General features: G+C 73.4%; 20 protein-coding genes. 16 read left to right on the forward strand and 4 right to left on the reverse strand.

Going from position 1 to position 17559, the window contains the following annotated elements; translation table 11 throughout:
• The first annotated feature begins 124 nt into the window (after nucleotides 1–124).
• The 5 genes from ABGB17_RS26310 to ABGB17_RS26330 all read left to right on the forward strand — a co-directional run bounded on the left by ABGB17_RS26310 (nucleotide 125) and on the right by ABGB17_RS26330 (nucleotide 3700).
• Nucleotides 125–577, forward strand: coding sequence for a MarR family transcriptional regulator (locus ABGB17_RS26310; protein WP_347634129.1), 453 nt, complete (start codon nucleotides 125–127; stop codon nucleotides 575–577).
• Nucleotides 578–623: 46 nt separating this feature from the next.
• Complete coding sequence (locus ABGB17_RS26315) at nucleotides 624–1409, forward strand: SDR family oxidoreductase (protein WP_347634131.1); 786 nt, start codon at nucleotides 624–626, stop codon at nucleotides 1407–1409.
• 324 nt (nucleotides 1410–1733) lie between these two features.
• Nucleotides 1734–2228, forward strand: coding sequence for a universal stress protein (locus ABGB17_RS26320; protein ID WP_347634133.1), 495 nt, complete (start codon nucleotides 1734–1736; stop codon nucleotides 2226–2228).
• Between the two features lie 75 nt (nucleotides 2229–2303).
• The gene (locus ABGB17_RS26325) at nucleotides 2304–2453 is read left to right on the forward strand and encodes a hypothetical protein (RefSeq protein WP_347634135.1); all 150 of its coding nucleotides are present in this window, start codon (nucleotides 2304–2306) and stop codon (nucleotides 2451–2453) included.
• Between the two features lie 11 nt (nucleotides 2454–2464).
• Nucleotides 2465–3700 carry an epoxide hydrolase gene (locus tag ABGB17_RS26330; RefSeq protein WP_347634137.1) on the forward strand — a complete coding sequence of 412 codons (1236 nt, stop codon included), beginning with the start codon at nucleotides 2465–2467 and terminating at the stop codon, nucleotides 3698–3700.
• Nucleotides 3701–3833: 133 nt separating this feature from the next.
• Here ABGB17_RS26330 and ABGB17_RS26335 read toward each other — a convergent pair whose 3' ends face one another.
• From ABGB17_RS26335 to ABGB17_RS26345, 3 genes are all read right to left on the reverse strand, one after another.
• Nucleotides 3834–4244, reverse strand: a complete 411-nt coding sequence (locus tag ABGB17_RS26335) for a VOC family protein (RefSeq protein ID WP_347634139.1) — start codon at nucleotides 4242–4244, stop codon at nucleotides 3834–3836.
• A 5-nt stretch (nucleotides 4245–4249) separates the two neighbouring features.
• Nucleotides 4250–4699, reverse strand: a complete 450-nt coding sequence (locus ABGB17_RS26340) for a helix-turn-helix transcriptional regulator (protein ID WP_347634141.1) — start codon at nucleotides 4697–4699, stop codon at nucleotides 4250–4252.
• Nucleotides 4700–4784: 85 nt separating this feature from the next.
• Nucleotides 4785–5780 (reverse strand): WYL domain-containing protein, encoded by a 996-nt coding sequence (locus ABGB17_RS26345; RefSeq protein ID WP_347634143.1) that lies wholly within the window; start codon nucleotides 5778–5780, stop codon nucleotides 4785–4787.
• Nucleotides 5781–5837: 57 nt separating this feature from the next.
• Between ABGB17_RS26345 and ABGB17_RS26350 the strand changes: the two genes are divergently transcribed.
• From ABGB17_RS26350 to ABGB17_RS26360, 3 genes are all read left to right on the forward strand, one after another.
• Nucleotides 5838–6590 carry a DeoR/GlpR family DNA-binding transcription regulator gene (locus ABGB17_RS26350; protein ID WP_347634145.1) on the forward strand — a complete coding sequence of 251 codons (753 nt, stop codon included), beginning with the start codon at nucleotides 5838–5840 and terminating at the stop codon, nucleotides 6588–6590.
• Nucleotides 6587–6799, forward strand: coding sequence for a hypothetical protein (locus tag ABGB17_RS26355; RefSeq protein WP_347634147.1), 213 nt, complete (start codon nucleotides 6587–6589; stop codon nucleotides 6797–6799). Before ABGB17_RS26350 ends, ABGB17_RS26355 begins: the two co-directional genes overlap by 4 nt.
• A 578-nt stretch (nucleotides 6800–7377) precedes the next feature.
• Nucleotides 7378–8712, forward strand: coding sequence for an MFS transporter (locus ABGB17_RS26360; RefSeq protein ID WP_347634149.1), 1335 nt, complete (start codon nucleotides 7378–7380; stop codon nucleotides 8710–8712).
• Between the two features lie 235 nt (nucleotides 8713–8947).
• On the opposite strand, the gene ABGB17_RS26365 is transcribed toward ABGB17_RS26360, so the two are convergent.
• Entirely contained in the window at nucleotides 8948–9703 is a 756-nt protein-coding gene (locus tag ABGB17_RS26365; protein WP_347634151.1) for a hypothetical protein, read from the reverse strand.
• A gap of 223 nt (nucleotides 9704–9926) precedes the next feature.
• Between ABGB17_RS26365 and ABGB17_RS26370 the strand changes: the two genes are divergently transcribed.
• The 8 genes from ABGB17_RS26370 (at nucleotide 9927) to ABGB17_RS26405 (ending at nucleotide 17547) form a co-directional block, all read left to right on the forward strand.
• Nucleotides 9927–10955 (forward strand): AAA family ATPase, encoded by a 1029-nt coding sequence (locus ABGB17_RS26370; protein ID WP_347634153.1) that lies wholly within the window; start codon nucleotides 9927–9929, stop codon nucleotides 10953–10955.
• Between the two features lie 65 nt (nucleotides 10956–11020).
• Nucleotides 11021–11995 carry a DUF58 domain-containing protein gene (locus tag ABGB17_RS26375; protein ID WP_347634256.1) on the forward strand — a complete coding sequence of 325 codons (975 nt, stop codon included), beginning with the start codon at nucleotides 11021–11023 and terminating at the stop codon, nucleotides 11993–11995.
• Nucleotides 11992–12939 (forward strand): VWA domain-containing protein, encoded by a 948-nt coding sequence (locus ABGB17_RS26380; RefSeq protein ID WP_347634155.1) that lies wholly within the window; start codon nucleotides 11992–11994, stop codon nucleotides 12937–12939. The genes ABGB17_RS26375 and ABGB17_RS26380 overlap by 4 nt, the downstream gene beginning before the upstream one ends.
• A 311-nt stretch (nucleotides 12940–13250) precedes the next feature.
• The gene (locus ABGB17_RS26385; RefSeq protein ID WP_347634258.1) at nucleotides 13251–13892 is read left to right on the forward strand and encodes a methyltransferase; all 642 of its coding nucleotides are present in this window, start codon (nucleotides 13251–13253) and stop codon (nucleotides 13890–13892) included.
• 8 nt (nucleotides 13893–13900) lie between these two features.
• Nucleotides 13901–14461, forward strand: a complete 561-nt coding sequence (locus ABGB17_RS26390) for an RNA methyltransferase (RefSeq protein WP_347634157.1) — start codon at nucleotides 13901–13903, stop codon at nucleotides 14459–14461.
• Between the two features lie 308 nt (nucleotides 14462–14769).
• On the forward strand, nucleotides 14770–15573 hold the full coding sequence (locus tag ABGB17_RS26395) for a glycerophosphodiester phosphodiesterase (protein WP_347634158.1): 804 nt from the start codon (nucleotides 14770–14772) through the stop codon (nucleotides 15571–15573).
• A gap of 52 nt (nucleotides 15574–15625) precedes the next feature.
• Complete coding sequence (locus tag ABGB17_RS26400) at nucleotides 15626–17011, forward strand: MFS transporter (RefSeq protein WP_347634159.1); 1386 nt, start codon at nucleotides 15626–15628, stop codon at nucleotides 17009–17011.
• 191 nt (nucleotides 17012–17202) lie between these two features.
• Nucleotides 17203–17547 carry an RNA polymerase-binding protein RbpA gene (locus ABGB17_RS26405; protein ID WP_184981820.1) on the forward strand — a complete coding sequence of 115 codons (345 nt, stop codon included), beginning with the start codon at nucleotides 17203–17205 and terminating at the stop codon, nucleotides 17545–17547.
• Nucleotides 17548–17559 lie beyond the last annotated feature (12 nt).

Raw genomic sequence — 17559 nt, forward strand, 5'->3', positions numbered from 1 at the left:
GGCGGGGGCCTTCCGGACGTGACGACACTGGAATGGGTTCCGGCAATGCTAACACTTCGTACTAGGCGAATATTTAGCACTGTCGTGAACTCCTGGTAACCTTGATCCCGAGGGAAAGGTGACCGTGGACGCTGAGAGAGAAGAGCTGATCGCGCGGATCGGCGAGTCGCAGCACGCCCTCGGCCGCGCCTTCGCCCACGACCGCTCCATGCCGCTGCTGGCCAGCAACCTGACCATGCAGCAGCTCAAGGTCGCCCTGATCCTCGCCCACCACGGCTCCACCCCCGGCCAGGAACTCGCCCACACCCTCGGCGTCGGCCTCGGCACCGTCACCGGCATCGTCGACCGGCTGGCCGCCCAGGGCCTGGTCACCCGCCGCGAGGACCCGAACGACCGCCGCGTCCGCCTGGTCGAGCTCACCGACGCCGGCCGCCGCATGACCGAGCAGCTCATCGACGCCGGCCTGGCCGGCTACCGCCGCCTGCTCGACCTGCTCGACACCGACGCCCTGCGCCGCCTGGACCAGGTCATGGCCGAGCTGCGCGCCGCCGTCACCGAGCTGTACGGCCCCCACTGACCCCGCCCCGCCCCGGGCCCGGCACCGGGTGCTACCTTCTGGCGCCATGCGACCTCCCAGTGCGGCCTACCTGCACCGCATGTTCTCCCTGGACGGGCGGACGGCCCTGGTCACCGGCGGCAGCTCCGGCATCGGGTACGCCATGGCCGAGGCGATCGGGCTGGCCGGGGCGGCCGTGGTGCTGGTCGCCCGGCGCGAGGCCGGGCTCGCCGCCGCGGCGGCACGGCTGCGCGACCAGGGCGTGGACGCCCACACCATCAGCGCCGACCTCGGCGACGAGCACGCGGTGCGCCAGGTGTGCGAACGCGCCGGGGAGTTCGCCGGGGAGATCGCGATCCTGGTCAACGCCGCCGCCAACAACATCCGCCGCCCCATGGGCGAGCTGACCCGCGAGGACTACGACGCCACCGTCCGGCTCAACCTCACCGCCCCCTACCTGCTCGGGGCGCACTTCGGGCCCCGCATGGCCGCCCGCGGCTGGGGGCGCATCGTCAACGTGGCCTCCCAGCAGGCGATCAGCGCGTTCGGCGACAGCGGCGTCTACGGCGTCAGCAAGGCGGCCCTCGCCGGGCTGACCCGCTCACAGGCCGAGGCCTGGTCCGCCCACGGGGTGTGCGTCAACACCGTGATGCCCGGTTTCGTGCTCACTCCCCTGACCGAGCCCGCCCAGGCGGTGCCCGGCCGCGTGGAGGCGATGGCCGCCCGCACCATGACCGGCCGCAACGGCCTGCCGCGCGACTTCGCCGGCGTCGCGGTGCTGCTCGCCGGCGACGCCGCCGCGTACATGACCGGCCAGTCGGTGTACGTCGACGGCGGCTTCTCCGTCCACTGACCACACCCTTGGCTTGTCCGGTTGTGGACAGGGGTTCGGTGTGGGCTGGGTGGGTGCCGCTCCGAGCTGGCGCCTTTACTATGTAGATCAGGAGCGAGGGCGGCCGGGACGGAACGCGGGTGTGCGGGGCCGCCGCGCGGGCAGGGGGGCGTGCACGCCCACGTTTTCACCTGCGAGCCCCTGCCCCCGGGTCTCTCCCCCCCAGGAATAAATCGGGTATGTATCACGATGTGTACTGGAAACGTGACATTTAGTCGGTTTTTCCCTGGGCTTTGACGGCGCGTCACCGGCGGCGGGCGATGCTCGTTGTGGAGGAGGTAATCCGTGACGCACAACACCATCCGGCCCCGCATCGTCGTCGGCCTGAGCAACTCCCCCGCCGCCACCGCCGCGCTGCGCTGGGCACTCGGGGAGAGCCGGCTGCGGGAGGCGGAGGTCGTCGCGGTGCACGCCTGGCAGTGGTCGGGCAAGCACCGCGCCTCGTACGCCCCCATGGGGAGCTGGCGGTCCCCCGACGAGGAGTACGAGGCGGTCCGCGAACGCATCCGGCGCGCCGTCGCCCGGGTGGCGCCCGGGCTGGACCCGGTGGTGGCGCAGGGCCCACCGGCCCAGGTGCTCCTCGAACACAGCGCCGACGCCGCCATGCTGGTGCTCGGCGTCCGCGCCGCCGACCCCGGCGCCCCCGCCGCCGCTCCCCCGGTGGTCGCCGCCTGCGTCATGGCCGCCCGCTGCCCCGTGGTCGTCATCTCCGCCCGCGCCGCCACCGCCTCCGCCTTCCGCCCCTACGACGTGACCCTCAGCGGCGCCCCCTTCGGCTGACCGGCGGTCACCGCCGGCCCGGGGACGTCCCGCGGCGGGAGGGCCACCGGGCACCACGCCCTCCTGTCCGTCCCCGTGAACGGCGTGCGCCGGGCCACGTCGGACAGGGCCATCGTCCCGGCCGAGCGGATGGTCCCGGCGTGCCGGCCCGCCCTCCCGGCGGCGGGCCGGCCCGGCTACGTGCACGCCGTCCGGCGGTTGTGCGCCGCCGCCCCCGCCTGGTAAGGAACCACGCCATGACCACCCCGCGCGCCTTCCCCTTGGAGGCCACCCCTGTCCATGTGCCCGACGAGGTCCTCGACGACCTGCGGGCCCGTCTCGCATCGACCCGTCCGCCGCTGGACGAGGGGAACGAGGACTGGTCCTACGGCGTCCCGGACGGCTACCTGCGTGAGCTGGTCGCCTACTGGCGGGACGGCTACGACTGGCGCAAGGCCGAGGTCGCCATCAACGTCCACGAGCACTACCAGGTGAGCGTCGCCGGCGTCCCGGTGCACTTCATGCGCAAGCCCGGCCGCGGCCCCCGCCCGATCCCGTTGATCCTCACCCACGGCTGGCCGTGGACGTTCTGGCACTGGTCGAAGGTGATCGACCCGCTCGCCGACCCCGCCGCGTCCGGCGGTGACCCCGCCGACGCGTTCGACGTCATCGTGCCGTCCCTGCCCGGTTTCGGCTTCCCCGGCCCTCTCACCGGCTTTCCCGACGTCAACTTCTGGAAGGTCGCCGACCTCTGGCACACCCTGATGACCGAGACCCTGGGATACGGGAAATACGCCGCCGGGGGCTGCGACATCGGCGGGATCGTCTCCAGCCAGCTCGGCCACAAGTACGCCGGCGAGCTGTACGGCATCCACATCGGCTCCGGGCTGCCGCTCGACTTCTTCACCGGCCCCCGCGCCTGGGACTTCGCCCGGAACCGTCCCCTCACCGACGACCAGCCCGCCGGCGTCCGCGCCCGCGTCATCGAACTGGACCACCGCTGGGCGCCCCACCTGGCCGTCCACATGCTCGACGGCGCCACCCTGGCCCACGGGCTGAGCGACTCACCCGCCGGGCTGCTCGCCTGGCTGCTGGCGCGCTGGAACGCCTGGAGCGACAACGGCGGCGACGTCGAGTCGGTCTTCACCAAGGACGACATGCTCACCCACGCCACGATCTACTGGGCGAACAACTCCATCGCCACGTCGATGCGTTACTACGCCAACGCCAACCGCTACCCCTGGGTCCCCTCCCACGACCGCACCCCGGTCGTGCAGGCCCCGGTCGGCCTGACCTTCGTCACCTACGAGAACCCGCCCGGCGTCCACACCGCCGGCGAGCGCGTCCAGGCGTTCACGACCGGCCCGCAGGCCGGCTGGTTCAACCACGTCAACGTCAACGCCCACGACCACGGCGGCCACTTCATCCCCTGGGAGAACCCCGACGCCTGGGTGAGCGACCTGCGCCGCACCTTCCGCGGCCGCAGGCCCTGAACGACCCTGCGCGCTCGTCCGGCGACGGGGCAGGGGAACGCGGCCGGCCGGGGGTGTGCACGTCCTCGATCCCCCGGCCCGGGGCCGCGTCCGCACCTGGACGGGCAGGGGTCTCCCCGCGGCCGCCGGAGGGTCAGCGGAGCTGCTGGATGCGGATCATGTTGCCCGCCGGGTCGCGGAAGGCGCAGTCGCGGACCCCGTACGGCTGGTCCACCGGCTCCTGGACGACCTCGGCGTCGCCGGACTGCAGCCGGGCGAAGGTGGCGTCGAGGTCCTTGGTGGCCAGCAGGATGCCGCCGTAGGTGCCCTTGGCCATCATCTCGGTGATGGTGCGGCGCTCGTCCTCGGTGACACCGGGGTCGGCGGCCGGCGGGTGCAGCACGATGGACGTGCCGGGCTGGCCGGGGGGGCCGACGGTGATCCAGCGCATCCCGTCGTATCCGACGTCGTTGCGTACCTCGAAACCGAGGGTGTCGCGGTAGAAGGCCAGGGCGGCGTCGGGGTCGTCGTGCGGGAGGAAACTCGCGTGAATGCTGATGTCCATGCAGGTCAGGTTAGTTGCGGCTCGGTGGGCTGCGCTTCTCGATTCCTGACCGGCCTGGTCACCTGTTTGGCCACGCACGACGGCATGCCCGCCGTCGCGCGCGCCGCCTGGCGGCGGTAGGCGCTGGGCGGCATGCCGACCAGCTCGGTGAAACGCGTGCTGAAGGTGCCGAGCGAGGAGCAGCCGACCGCGAAGCAGACCTCGGTGACGCTCAGGTCGCCGCGGCGCAGCAGCGCCATCGCGCGCTCGATGCGGCGCGTCATCAGGTACGAGTACGGCGACTCGCCGTAGGCGAGCCGGAACTGGCGGCTGAGGTGCCCGGCCGACATGTTCACACCGCGGGCGAGCGCCTCGACGTCCAGCGGCTGCGCGTACTCACGGTCGATCCGGTCGCGGACACGGCGCAACCGCGCGAGGTCGCGCAGGTGCTGCGCCGAGGCGGGTCTGCCGGTCACAAGGGGAATCGTACGTCGCCCCCAGGGCGCCCGGGGACCGCGCCGGAGTCCTGACCGGCCCGGGGGCCGTCACGGCCCCCACGGTCTACCGGGCGAGGGGCGCGGGGCGGATGCCGTAGAGGGCGGCCAGGCGGGCCACCGCCTCGGTCATCTGCTCGCGCAGCTCCGGGGGGCCGAGCACCTCGACGTCGGCGCCCATGCGCAGCAGCAGCCACCCGGCGTGGCGTACCGACTCCACCGGCAGGCGAAGGACGCGCCAGCCGTCGGCGCCGGGAGGCTCGGCCGCCTCCAGGGCGGCGTCGACGGGGCGGTTGCCGACGGTGACGCGCAGCAGCCCCTCGGCGCCGGGCGCCAGGCGCACCAGCGCCTCGAAGCCGTACATGCGCTCCTTGAAGCCGGCCGCGTACTCGCTCCAGAAGTCCGCCAGGTCGAACCCCGCGGGACGGGTGAAACGGGCGGGCAGGACCTGCGCGGTCACGATGCGCGACACCCGGTAGGTGCGCGGCTCCGCGTCCCGCGGCGCGGCGATCATGTACCAGGACCCGCCCTTGAGAACCAGGCCGTAGGGCCGCACCTCGCGCTCGACCTCGGCCGGGCCCCAGCGGCGGTACACCATGCGCAGCCACCGTTCCTCCCACACCGCGTCCGACACCGGGCCCAGCCAGGGCACCTCGTCGGCGTCGCGGTACCAGCCGGGCACGTCCAGCAGGAACCGCCGGCGCATGCGGGAGGCGTGCGAACGAGGCTCGGGCGGCAGCGCGGCGAGCATCTTCAGCTCGGCGGCGGCCGCCACCTCGGCCAGGCCCAGCTCGGCCGCCGGGCCGGGCAGCGCGGCCAGGAACAGCGAGGACGCCTCCTCGGCGGTCAGGCCGTTCAGGCGGGTGCGGTAGCCGTCCAGCAGGCGGTAGCCGCCGGCCGGGCCGCGGTCGGCGTACACCGGGACGCCGGCCGACGACAGGGCCTCCACGTCGCGGTACACGGTGCGCACCGACACCTCCAGCTCCCTGGCCAGTTCGGTGGCCGTCATGTGACCACGGGTCTGCAGGAGCAGGAGCAAGGACAGCAGGCGGCCGGCGCGCATGGCTCACAGTCTCCACCACGATTTGCGAACGAACATAAATCATGTTCATATGAACACATGGAACGTTTGCGGGCGATCATGGACGCCCTCACCACCGCCGACAGCGTGTCGGTCGCCGACCTGGCGGCCCAGCACGGCGTGTCGGAGATGACCATCCGCCGCGACCTGGACGAGCTCGCCCAGCAGGGCGTGGTGCGGCGGATCCGCGGCGGCGCGCAGAGCCTGCTGCTGCGCGGCGAGGAACCGCCGTTCGGGGTGCGCGAGCACGAGGCCGCCGACGCCAAACGGCGCATCGGGGCCGAGGTGGCGCGGCTGCTCGCCGACGGCGAGGCCGTCGTGCTGGACGGCGGCACCACCGCCCTGGAGGTCGCCCGCGCCGTCCACGACCGCCGGCTCACCGTGCTCCCCCTGTCGCTGCAGTCGGTGCAGGAGCTCGCCACCGCGCCCCGGGTCCGGCTGGTGCTGCCCGGCGGCGAGGTCCGCCCCGGGGAACTCAACATCACCGGCCCGCTCACGGTGAACACCATCCGGGGCCTGCGCTTCGACACCGCGGTCATCGGCTGCTGCGGCCTGTCCGCCGAACACGGCCTCACCGCCCACGACCTGGAAGACGTCGCCGTCAAACAGGCCGCCATCGCCTCGGCCCGCCGCGTGGTGGTGGCCGCCGACTCCCACAAGTTCCGCCAGACCGCCTTCGCCGAGGTGTGCGCCGCCACCGGCATCGACGTCCTGGTCACCGACGAACGCGTCCCCCGCGACCAGCACGACGCCCTCACCGCCGCCGGCGTCACCGTCCGGATCGCCCCATGAGCCCCCCGGACCCGGACGGCGGCATGCAGACACCGGGCGAACAGCACCGCCCGGACCGGCCCACCAGGATCCACGGTCCGCACGACGACATGGAGCACCATCCGGACCGGCCCGGCACGATCCCCGATCCGCACGGCGGCATGCGGACACCAGGCGAACAGCACCGCCCGGACCGGCCCAGCACGATCCCCGATCGGTCGGCGACATGAAGACGCCGGACGGACGGCACCACCCGGATCACCCCACGAGGACGCCGGACCTGGAGGGTGACCTGGAGACGCCGGGCGGACGGCACCAGCCGCGTCACCCCGCCGGGAACGCGGATCCGCACAGCGGCAGGAAGGCGCCGGGGAGACGGCACCGCCCGGATCACCCCGTCAGGATCTCCGGCCCTGCCATCATCGACGCGAGCGCCACCGTCACCACCCCGCCCTCCCCCACCGGCGCCCGGCACGGGCGCCCCGACACCCCTGACGGACACATGACGACTCCCGCGCCCGGCATGTCCCCTGCCTCCGCGACGCGCTCCACCCCTGGCCCGGACCAGGACCTTCCCATGAACCCCGCCACGGCAGGGAACCCGGCCCCGGCTCCCGGCCCTCGCTCACACGACAGGGCCGGCGCCGCTTCCCCGGCCCCGGCTCCCGGCCCTCGCTCACACGACAGGGCCGGTGCCGCTTCCCCGGATGACGCGGTCACCGCCGCTCCGTCACGTGACGGCAGCGCCGCCGCCCCCTCGCGCGCCGCAGCCCTCGCCACCGCCTCACGTGACGCGACCCCCGCCCCCGTGGGCAACGACGTCACCACCACCCGCCCGCGAAACGGCACACCCAGCACTGCCTTGGGCAACGACGTCGCCGCCGCACCCGGCGGGGACTTCCATCCCCCTCCTCCCCCGGCCCCGGCCGGTGCCACCGGCACCGGCACGCCGCCGGGTGGGCCGCGGGCGGCTCTCAGCGCCGAGTTGCGGCGCGCGCGGATCGCCGTGTACCTCTTGTTCCTCACCTCGGGGGTCGCGGTGGGGGTGTGGACGGCGCGCATCCCCGCGCTGAAGGAGCGCCTGCAGATCGGCGAGGGTGAGCTGAGTGTCGCGTTGCTCGCCATCGCGCTGGGCGCGTTCGCGGGCATGCAGGTCGTCGGGCACCTGGTGGACCGGCTCGGCACCGCCAAGGTCATGACACCCGTCGCGTTCGCCCAGGTCCTGGTGCTGCTGTTGCCCGCCGCCATGCCGAGCCTCGGGACGTTGATCGTGGCGCTGCTGGTGTTCGGCGCGGTGCTCGGCACGCTGGACGTCGCGATGAACGCCAACGCCGTCCAGGTCGAACGCCGCTGCGGGCGGCCCATGATGTCGTCGTTCCACGCGGTGTTCAGCATCGGCGGGTTCCTCGGCGCCGCCCAGGGCGGCCTGTTCGCGCACGCCGGGATCGGGGCGCAGGCCACCTTCACCGCCGCGGCGGCCGCACTGACCGTCCCGGTGGTGCTGGCGGCCCGCTGGGCGCTGCGCGCCGGGCCGGAACCGCGGCAGCCGGGAGGCGGGCGCGGCACGGTCAGGACGCGCGAGGTGTTCTTCCTCGGGGCGCTGGCGTTCTGCTGCTTCATCGGCGAGGGCGCCGCCGCCGACTGGGGCTCGGTGTACCTGCGCGAGGACCTCGGCGGCACCCAGGGGTTCGCCGCGGCGGCCTACGCGGCGTTCTCGATCATGATGACCGCCGGGCGGTTCGCCGGGGACCGCCTGGCCGCGTGGCTCGGGCCGGTCGTGCTGGTGCGCTGCTGCGGCCTGCTGGCCGGGGCGGGCCTCGGCGTGGGCCTGCTCGCCTCCCACCCGGTGGCCGCCGTGGCCGCGTTCGCGTGCTTCGGCGCAGGGTTGTCGTGCACCGTCCCGCAGGTGTTCTCCGCCGCCGGCAACCGCGCCCCCGCCCGCGCCGGGCAGGCCCTGGCCCGGGTGGCGGGCCTCGGCTACCTCGGCATGCTCGTCGGGCCGGTGCTCATCGGCGCCGTCTCCGAGGTCGTCGGCCTGCCCGCGGCACTCGGCATCCCCGCCGCCCTGGCCCTGCTCGTCGCCCTCACCGCAGGCGCCGTCCGCCCGGCCGCCCGCACCCGCCACGAGGGGATGACCGCCTGACCGTCATCCCCTCCACCCCCACCGTGAGGACCCGGCGCGCCGGGTCCTCACGCGTGTGACGCACACGCGGCCCGGCGCGGCGAGGCAGGGGCACCGACGGCGCCAGGTAGACGTCGCCCAGACCAGTCGCCCAGACCAAAGGTCACCTGGGCCGGACAGCACCTTAAGCCGGACACCACCCCAGGCCGGACACCACCCCAGGCCGGACACCACCCCAGGCCGGACACCACCAGGGTCAGATGTCGCCCGGCCGGTCGTCGCCTGGCATGCTCGGGCGCGGCGTGGCCTCGTCGCTCTCGCCGGGCGAGGGGCTCGGCGACGGCTTGGCGGTCTGGCTCGGGGAGGGCACCGGCGGCGGCGTCGGGACGTACTGGGTGGGGGGCAGCGGGCGGCCCGGGCCCGGGGGCTCCTCCTGCCGGCCGAGCAGCATCCAGGCGATGGCGATCGCCAGCACCAGCAGCGCCACCAGGGCCGACAGCGCCACCATCACCGCGCGCCTGGTCTCGGTGGGCGGCGGCGCGGGCGGCGGCGGCAGCGGCACCGCCGGCACGCGGTCGCCCAGCCAGTACGGCACGAAGTCGGGGCCGTGGGCGTCGCCGATCAGCGTGCCGGTCATCATCACCGACGCGAGGAACCACGCGGCGCCCTGATCGCCCGGCGCGTACGGCACCGCCACCCACGGGGCGGGCCCCTCGTCCATCGCGATGATCCGCGGCGAGCCCGCCTGGGCACGGCCGCGGGCCCGCGCCATCCAGCCGAGCACGCCGCCGCGGCTGCTGCGGGCCTGCCGCGCGGCGGTCAGGAAACGCTCGCGGGCGGCCGCGTCCATGGCGGCGCCCCTGGTCAGCAGCGCGACCGACACCGCACGGCCCGCCTCGTCCTGCGCGAGGTACACGAACCCGGTCGGAAGGGTCTGCAGCCGCGCCTGGACGACATAGGGGCCCAGCCGGGGCGGGTCGCCGTACTGGAGCGGAATGGCCACGGTGCCCATGAAAGCACACCCGGGGCCCTGCCCTCACCGCGTCGGCGGCACGCCCGCGCCCGGCCCGCGCGCCTTACCTCGCCATTACACCGGGTCGATCATCATGGGAGGGCTGTGCACGTCGTCCGTGGTGCCATGGGCCGGTGCGAGGGCGCCGGTCCCGGAGGGGATCCTCCCGGCGCACCGTGCCGGTACCGTGCACCTTTGCTTCCGGTTTGATGGAATGGGCCGCATGACCGTTGCCGAAGAACGCAGTGGCGGAAGCGGGCCCGAGGAGGGCGCCGACGCCGATCTCGGCCTGCTGCAGCAGGCCTTGTCGGAGGTCCGGCGTGTCATCGTCGGCCAGGACCACATGGTGGAGCGGCTGCTTGTGGCGCTGCTCGCCCGTGGTCACTGCCTGCTCGAAGGAGTGCCGGGTGTCGCCAAGACACTGGCGGCCTCCACGCTCGCCACCGTGGTGGGCGGCACCTTCGCCCGCATCCAGTTCACCCCCGACCTGGTGCCGAGTGACATCGTCGGCACCCGGGTGTACCACCCCTCCAGCGAGAGCTTCGACATCGAGCTCGGGCCGGTGTTCGCCAACGTCGTCCTCGCCGACGAGGTGAACCGCGCCCCGGCCAAGGTGCAGTCGGCGCTGCTGGAGGTCATGGCCGAGCGGCAGGTCACCCTGGCGGGCCGCACCCACCCGCTGCCCAAGCCCTTCGTGGTGCTGGCCACCCAGAACCCGGTGGAGTCCGAGGGCGTCTACCCGCTGCCGGAGGTGCAGCGCGACCGGTTCCTGTTCAAGGTCCGCGTCGGGCACCCCACCGCCGGTGAGGAGCTGGAGATCCTGCACCGCATGAGCGTGTCGCCGCCGCTGCCGGGCCGGGTGCTCGACCCCGAGCGGCTGATGGCGCTGCAGAAGCTCGCCGACCAGGTGTCGGTGCACCAGCTCGTCGCCGACTACGTCGTGCGGCTGGTCATGGCGACCCGCTCCCCCGCCGAGTACGGCCTGCGGCACCTGGAGGAGGCCATCGAGATCGGGGTGAGCCCCCGCGCCACCCTCGGCCTGGTGTCGGCCGGCCGGGGCCTGGCCCTGCTGCGCGGCCGCGACTACCTGCTGCCCGACGACGTGCGCGACGTCGCGGTGGACGTCATCGGGCACCGGCTCATGCTCACCTTCGACGCCCTGGCCGACGGTGTGGAGCCCGACGAGGTGGTGCGGCAGATCCTCGCGTCGGTGCCTCCGCCCCTGGTGGTCTGGAACCAGGCGCAGCGGTGACCGCCGCCGAAGCCCCCGACGACGCCAAGCCCCCGCAGCCGCCGCCCAAGCAGCCACCCGAGCAGGTGGAACGCCCGCAGGGCACCGGCGGCGGGCACGGCCCCGAGCACGCCCTGCGGCGGCTGGAGCTCACCGTGGTACGGCGCCTGGACGGCCTGCTGCAGGGCCGCCACCAGGGCCTGCTGCCCGGGCCGGGCAGCGAGCCCGGCGACAGCCGCATGTACGTGCCGGGCGAGGACGACGTGCGGCGCATGGACTGGGCGGTGACCGCCCGCACCCAGGTGCCGCACGTACGCGACCTGATCGCCGACCGCGAGCTGGAGACCTGGGTGCTGGCCGACCTGTCGCCCAGCATGGACTTCGGCACCGCCGACATGGAGAAACGCGACCTGGTGATCGCCGCGGTGGGGGCACTCGGGTTCCTCACCACCCGCATCGGCGACCGCTTCGGGGCGTACGTCATCCAGGGCGAGCAGGTGCACCACATGAGCGCGCGCACCGGGCGGCCCGCCATGTACGCGCTGCTGTCGGCGCTGATGGACACCCCGCGCGGCCTGCCCGCCGGCGGCCCCACCCGGTTGGGCGAGGTGATCCAGACGCTGGCCGCGGCGCGGCGCAGGCGCGGCCTGCGGGTGGTGGTGTCGGACTTCCTGGAGCTCGGGCCCGGCGGGGAGCCGGACGCCGTGCGCACCTGGGAGCGTCCGATGCGCCGCCTCGCGGCCCGCCACCAGGTGCTGGCCGTCGAGGTCGTCGACCCGCGTGAGCTGGAGCTGCCCGACGTCGGGCTGATCACGCTGACCGACCCCGAGACCGGGCACACCCGGCAGATCCACCTCACGCCGAAGATCCGCCGCGCCTACGCCGACGCGGCGGCACGCCAGCGCGAGGCCAACCGGGTGGCGCTGCGCCGGTGCGGCGCCGCCCACCTGGTGCTTCGCACCGACCGCGACTGGGTGTACGACATCGCGCAGTACACCCTCAGGCACCGGCGCACCGCCCATCTGGCAGCGCGGCATCCCACCAGGAGGGCCGGCACGTGATCTTTCTGTCTCCCGCATGGCTGTGGCTGTTCGCCGGGCTCGCGCTGCTCGTCGCGGCGTACGTCGCGGCGCAGTTCGCCCGCCGGCGCTACGCCGTCCGGTTCACCAACCTGGCGCTGCTGAGCTACGTGGCACCCGAACGCCCCGGCTGGCGCCGCCACGTGCCCGCCGTGCTGTTCCTGGTCATGATGAGCCTGCTGGTGCTGGCCGCCGCGCGGCCCGCCGACGCCACCCGGGTGCCCCGGGACCGGGCGACCATCATCGTGGCGGTGGACATCTCGTTGTCCATGGAAGCCGCGGACGTCACCCCGACCCGCCTGGTCGCCGCCCAGCAGGCGGCGCAGCAGTTCGTCAAGGACCTGCCGGAACGGTTCAACGTCGGCCTGGTGGCCTTCGCCCGCTCCGCCGCGGTGGTGGTCTCCCCCACCACCGACCACCTGGCGGTGATCACCGCCATCGGCAACCTGTCCACCCGCCCCGGGACCGCCATCGGTGAAGCGGTGTTCAACTCACTGGACGCCGTCCGCTCCTTCGACCAGCGCGCGGTCACCGACCCGCCGCCGTCCGCGATCGTCCTGCTCTCCGACGGCGACAACACCTCCGGCCGCTCGGTCAACGAGGCGATCCAAGCGGCCCTGGGCGCCAAGATCCCGGTGTCCACCATCGCCTACGGCACCCCAGAAGGCACCGTGAGCATCGACGGCCGCGACGTACAGGTCCCCGTGAACAAGACCACCCTGCAGTCCCTCGCCGACGGCACCGGCGGCCGCGCCTACACCGCCGAGTCCAGCGACCAACTCCGCGACGTCTACAGCCAGATCGGCACCTCCCTGGGCTTCCGGATCGTCCACCAGGAAATCGGCCAGTACTTCACCATCGCCGGCGTCCTGGCAGGCCTCCTGGTGGCCGCCGCCGCCCTCCTCCTCGGCGCCCGCCTCCCCTGACCCCCACCCGCCGTCCAACGGACGGACGAGCGGACCGGACGGACGAGCGGACGAGCGGACGAGCGGACGAGCGGACGAGCGGACGGACCGGACGGACGAGCGGGGAATGAGGGACCGACAGAGAACCGACGGGGACCGGGGGACCAACGAGGAACGAACGGGCGGCCCCGACCCGGCCGCCCGCCGGTCCCCCCCTTCGGCGCCGGTACGGCGGGATCCGGTGCGGCGGAATCGGCGCCGCGCTACGGCGGCAAGGGCGGTCTCGGCGGGACGCGGGCACTGGGCGGGGGTTGGTAACGTCTGTGCACGTGATGGCCAAGCAGGCGGGGGCGCAGTACTTCGAGGAGCGGCCGGGGACGGCGGCGCGGCCGGGGACGGTCGATGTGGTGCTGGCCGATGTGCACCTGCGGCTGGCCACCGACAGCGGGATGTTCTCGCCGGAGCGGCTGGACCCGGGGACACGGGTGTTGCTGGAGACCGTTCCTCCGCCGCCGCAGGACGGCGATCTGCTGGACCTCGGGTGCGGGTACGGGCCGATCGCGCTGACCATGGCTTCCCGGGCCCCGTCGGCGACGGTGTGGGCGGTGGATGTCAATCGGCGTGCGGTGGAGCTCTGTGCGCGGAACGCCGCGAGCGCCGGCCTTGACAAAGTAAGGTCACTGCATGTGTCCGAGGTACCACCGGAGTTGCGGTTCGCGGCGATCTGGTCGAACCCGGCGATCCGCATCGGCAAGACCGCGCTGCACGCCATGCTCACCCGGTGGCTGGACCGGCTGACGCCGGACGGTGCGGCGTATCTGGTGGTGCAGAAGCACCTCGGCGCCGACTCCCTGCAACGGTGGCTCACCGAGCAGGGCCGGCCGGCGGACCGCGTCACCTCCCGCTCGGCCTACCGCGTGCTGCGGGTCGCCGCACGCCCGTCCTCCCCCACTTCCACCGACCAGGAACGATGAGAACGCCGATGACCACACCAGCCCGCAGGCAGCTCCGGCAGACCGACGTCAAGCGGCTCAACCGCACCTGGCGCCGCGGCACGGAGAAACGGCTGTCGGTGATCCTGGAGTCGGTCACCGGGCCGTTCAACGTGGGCTCGATCTTCCGCACCGCCGCCGCGTTCGGCGCCGAACGCATGTGGCTGGCGGGGAACTCCACCCCGCCCACCAACCCCAAGGTCCAGAAGACCGCTCTCGGCACCGACCGGCTGGTCCCCTGGGAGGAGGCCGTCCCGGCGCTGGACGCGGTCCGTGAGGCCAAGCAGGACGGGTACACCGTGATCGCCGTGGAGCTCACCGGGGACGCGGTGCCGCTGCACCAGGCGCGGCTGGACCGCGACGTCTGCCTGGTTCTCGGCAGCGAGGACCACGGCTGCTCCCCCGCCGTGCTCCAGGCCGCCGACGAGGTGATCTACATCCCGCAGGTCGGCCGGGTCGGCTCGTTCAACGTGGGCGTCGCCGCCGCCATCGTGCTGGCCGAGACCCGCCGCCAGGAATGGGCCGCCGCCGGGACCGGCGCGCAAGGTTAGGGCACCCGGCGTGGAACGCCGGATCACGCGGGGCCGCGCCGGATCATGCGGGGCCGCGCCGAGGTGCCGCTCTCGTGCCCGGTGAGGACGGTGCGCGGGAGCAGGGTGCGGGCGTGTCCGGGGAGGCCGCCGGCGGCGGTGGCCCGGTCTGGAGAACACCGGACGGCGCCGCCGTCACCTGTGACGATGCGGGCGGCGTCCCCCTACGGAGGACCGCGGTCATAGGAGCGGCGGTTGGGTGGTTCGTGACCCAAATGTTCATCCGCGTGAAGTGACGGAGCGGGGGTGGAAGCGGGATACTCACGGTCGTGCAGCAGCGTTATCCGTTCCTCGACCACCCGGGGCCGCTGGCCTTCGCCCACCGGGGCGGGGCCGCCGAGGGCAGGGAGAACACCATGGCCGCGTTCTCCCGGGCCGTCGAGCTCGGGTACGCCTACCTGGAGACCGACGCCCACGCCACGGCCGACGGCGTGCTGCTCGCCTTCCACGACCACACCTTGGACCGTGTCACCGACCGGGGCGGCCGGGTCGCCGCCCTGCCCTACCGCGAGGTGCGCCGGGCCCTGATCGGCGGCGTGGAGGAGATCCCGCTGCTGGAGGACGTCCTCGGCACCTGGCCGGACGTCCGGGTGAACATCGACGTCAAGGAGGCCCCGGCGATCGGCCCGCTGGCCGAGGCGATCCGCCGCACCGCCTCCTACGACCGCGTCTGCCTGACCTCGTTCTCCGACATGCGGCTCGCGCGGGCCCGCATGGCCGTCGGCCGCCCGGTGTGCTCGGCGCTCGGGCCGCGCGGCGTGGCCCGGCTGCGCGCCGCCGCCATGGGCTCGGGCTACGGCCGGCTGCTCGGCGGCCTGACCCGCCTCGGGGTGCCCTGCGCGCAGATCCCCGTCGGGTTCCGCGGCGTCCGGGTCGCCAGCCGCGCCCTGGTGCGCACCGCCCACGCCCTCGGCATGCAGGTGCACGTGTGGACGGTCAACGACCCCCGCGTCATGGAGGACCTGCTGGACATCGGTGTGGACGGCATCATGACCGACAACATCTCCGGCCTGCGCGACGTCCTCAGCGCCCGCGGCCAGTGGCACCCCCACACCCCCGCGGCCCGCGCGTGACCCTCCTGCGCCTCGGTGCCCCTGGCCGCAGCGCCTGACCGCCCCTCCCCCCGTGACGCCCCCGCCAAGGCCAGGAAGGCCAGGAGAACCGATGAGCACCCCCGTCCTCGCCGAGGAGACACCGACGGCGCGCCGGCGCGAGCAGCGCGGCTGGTACTGGTACGACTTCGCCAACTCCGGGTTCCAGACCACGGTGATCACCGTGTTCCTCGGGCCGTACCTGACCACGCTGGCCGAGAACGCCGCGGGCGGGGAGAACGGCTTCGTGCCCTTCCTCGGGTTCGACTTCCGGGCCACGGCCTACTTCTCGGCGATCGTCTCCATCTCGGTGGTCCTGCAGATCGTCGTGATGCCGATCGCGGGGGCGCTGGCCGACCACACCGGCCGCAAACGTGAGCTGCTCGGCCTGTTCGCCTACCTCGGCGCGGCGGCCACCCTCGGTTTCTACTTCGTGGACGGCCAGGCGTACGTGCTCGGCGGCGTGCTGTTCATCGTGGCCAACGTGGCGTTCGGCGCGGCGATGGTGGTGTACAACTCGTTCCTGCCGCAGATCGCCGGGGCCGAGGAGCGCGACACGGTGTCCTCACGCGGCTGGGGGTTCGGCTACCTCGGCGGTTTCCTGCTGCTGGCGGTCAACCTGTTCCTGTACCAGGGCAGCGGGGTCGAGGAGGGCCTCGCGGTGCGCATCAGCCTGGCCTCGGCGGGCCTGTGGTGGGCGGTGTTCACCGTGATCCCGCTGCTGCGGCTGCGCAACCGCCCGGTCGCCACGCACGACGCCACGCCCGGCCAGGCCGTGATCGGCAGCTTCCGTCAGCTCGGCCGCACCATCGCGGGGCTGCGGCGCTACCCGCGCAGCATGCTGTTCCTGGTGGCTTACCTGATCTACAACGACGGCGTGCAGACGGTGATCTCGTTCTCGGCGACCTACGCCGACCAGGAGCTCGGGCTGGGCAAGACCACGCAGATCACCGCGATCCTGATGGTGCAGTTCGTGGCGTTCGGCGGGGCGCTGCTGCTCGGGCGGCTGGCGTTCCGGTTCGGCACCAAACGCACCGTGCTGGCCAGCCTGGTGGTGTGGACGGCCGTGGTCGCGGTGGCGTACTTCCTGCAGGCCGGCGCGGAGGTGCAGTTCTACGCCATCGCCTTCCTGATCGCGATCGTGCTCGGCGGCACGCAGGCGCTGTCGCGGTCGCTGTACTCGCTGGTGATCCCGGCGGGCAAGGAGGCGGAGTACTTCAGCCTGTACGAGGTCAGCGACAAGGGGTCGGCGTTCCTCGGGTCGCTCACCCTGACCATGGCGCTGCAGATCACCGGCAGCTACCGCACGGCCATCCTGTCCCTGGTGATCTTCTTCGTGGTCGGTTTCGTGCTGCTGCTGATCGTCAACCTGCCGCGCGCGGTGCGTGAGGCGGGCAACGAGGTGCCCGCTCACCTGTGACCACCTGGACGGACGGGAACAGCCGTCCGCTTGGGGCCGTTGAGAGGGGACGGATCGGGCGAGCGCCGCGCAGGAGGGCGCGAAAAGCGCGATTGGATCACCCCAAGGGTGGGAATCCATCCACGGTATCAAGCGTTGTAAGCCGTGGAGACCCACCCCTCACAGATGGGGCCCTCAGGAGGCATTGAAACATGGGCGAGCGTGCACTTCGCGGTACCCGGCTCGGAGCCACCAGCTACGAGAACGACCGCAACACCGATCTGGCGCCACGCCAGGAGGTGCCCTACACCTGCCCGAAGGGCCACCGGTTCGATGTGCCCCTCGCCGCCGAGGCGGAGATCCCGGCGACGTGGGAGTGCCGCAGCTGCGGCGCCACGGCGCTGCGGGTCGACGCCGAGCAGCCCCAGCAGAAGAAGGCGAAGCCGCCGCGCACACATTGGGACATGCTGCTGGAGCGTCGCACGATCGAAGACCTCGAAGAGGTGTTGAACGAGCGGCTGGCCATCCTTCGGGCTCAACGGCGCAAGAGCGCCTGACCACCTGACCGT

Origin of the sequence: Sphaerisporangium sp. B11E5 (genome assembly GCF_039871875.1) — a bacterium.
In the GTDB taxonomy this organism is placed as follows: Bacteria; Actinomycetota; Actinomycetes; order Streptosporangiales; family Streptosporangiaceae; genus Sphaerisporangium.

Excerpts from the sequence above, each read along its gene's own strand:
- ABGB17_RS26345 (WP_347634143.1), bottom strand. The coding sequence starts at position 5,780 with ATGCGCGCCGGCCGCCTGCTGTCCTTGCTCCTGCTCCTGCAGACCCGT.
- ABGB17_RS26390 (WP_347634157.1), top strand. The coding sequence starts at position 13,901 with ATGACCACACCAGCCCGCAGGCAGCTCCGGCAGACCGACGTCAAGCGG.
- ABGB17_RS26365 (WP_347634151.1), bottom strand. The coding sequence starts at position 9,703 with ATGGGCACCGTGGCCATTCCGCTCCAGTACGGCGACCCGCCCCGGCTG.
- ABGB17_RS26385 (WP_347634258.1), top strand. The coding sequence starts at position 13,251 with ATGGCCAAGCAGGCGGGGGCGCAGTACTTCGAGGAGCGGCCGGGGACG.
- ABGB17_RS26335 (WP_347634139.1), bottom strand. The coding sequence starts at position 4,244 with ATGGACATCAGCATTCACGCGAGTTTCCTCCCGCACGACGACCCCGAC.
- ABGB17_RS26330 (WP_347634137.1), top strand. The coding sequence starts at position 2,465 with ATGACCACCCCGCGCGCCTTCCCCTTGGAGGCCACCCCTGTCCATGTG.
- ABGB17_RS26315 (WP_347634131.1), top strand. The coding sequence starts at position 624 with ATGCGACCTCCCAGTGCGGCCTACCTGCACCGCATGTTCTCCCTGGAC.
- ABGB17_RS26370 (WP_347634153.1), top strand. The coding sequence starts at position 9,927 with ATGACCGTTGCCGAAGAACGCAGTGGCGGAAGCGGGCCCGAGGAGGGC.
- ABGB17_RS26350 (WP_347634145.1), top strand. The coding sequence starts at position 5,838 with ATGGAACGTTTGCGGGCGATCATGGACGCCCTCACCACCGCCGACAGC.
- ABGB17_RS26405 (WP_184981820.1), top strand. The coding sequence starts at position 17,203 with ATGGGCGAGCGTGCACTTCGCGGTACCCGGCTCGGAGCCACCAGCTAC.
- ABGB17_RS26355 (WP_347634147.1), top strand. The coding sequence starts at position 6,587 with ATGAGCCCCCCGGACCCGGACGGCGGCATGCAGACACCGGGCGAACAG.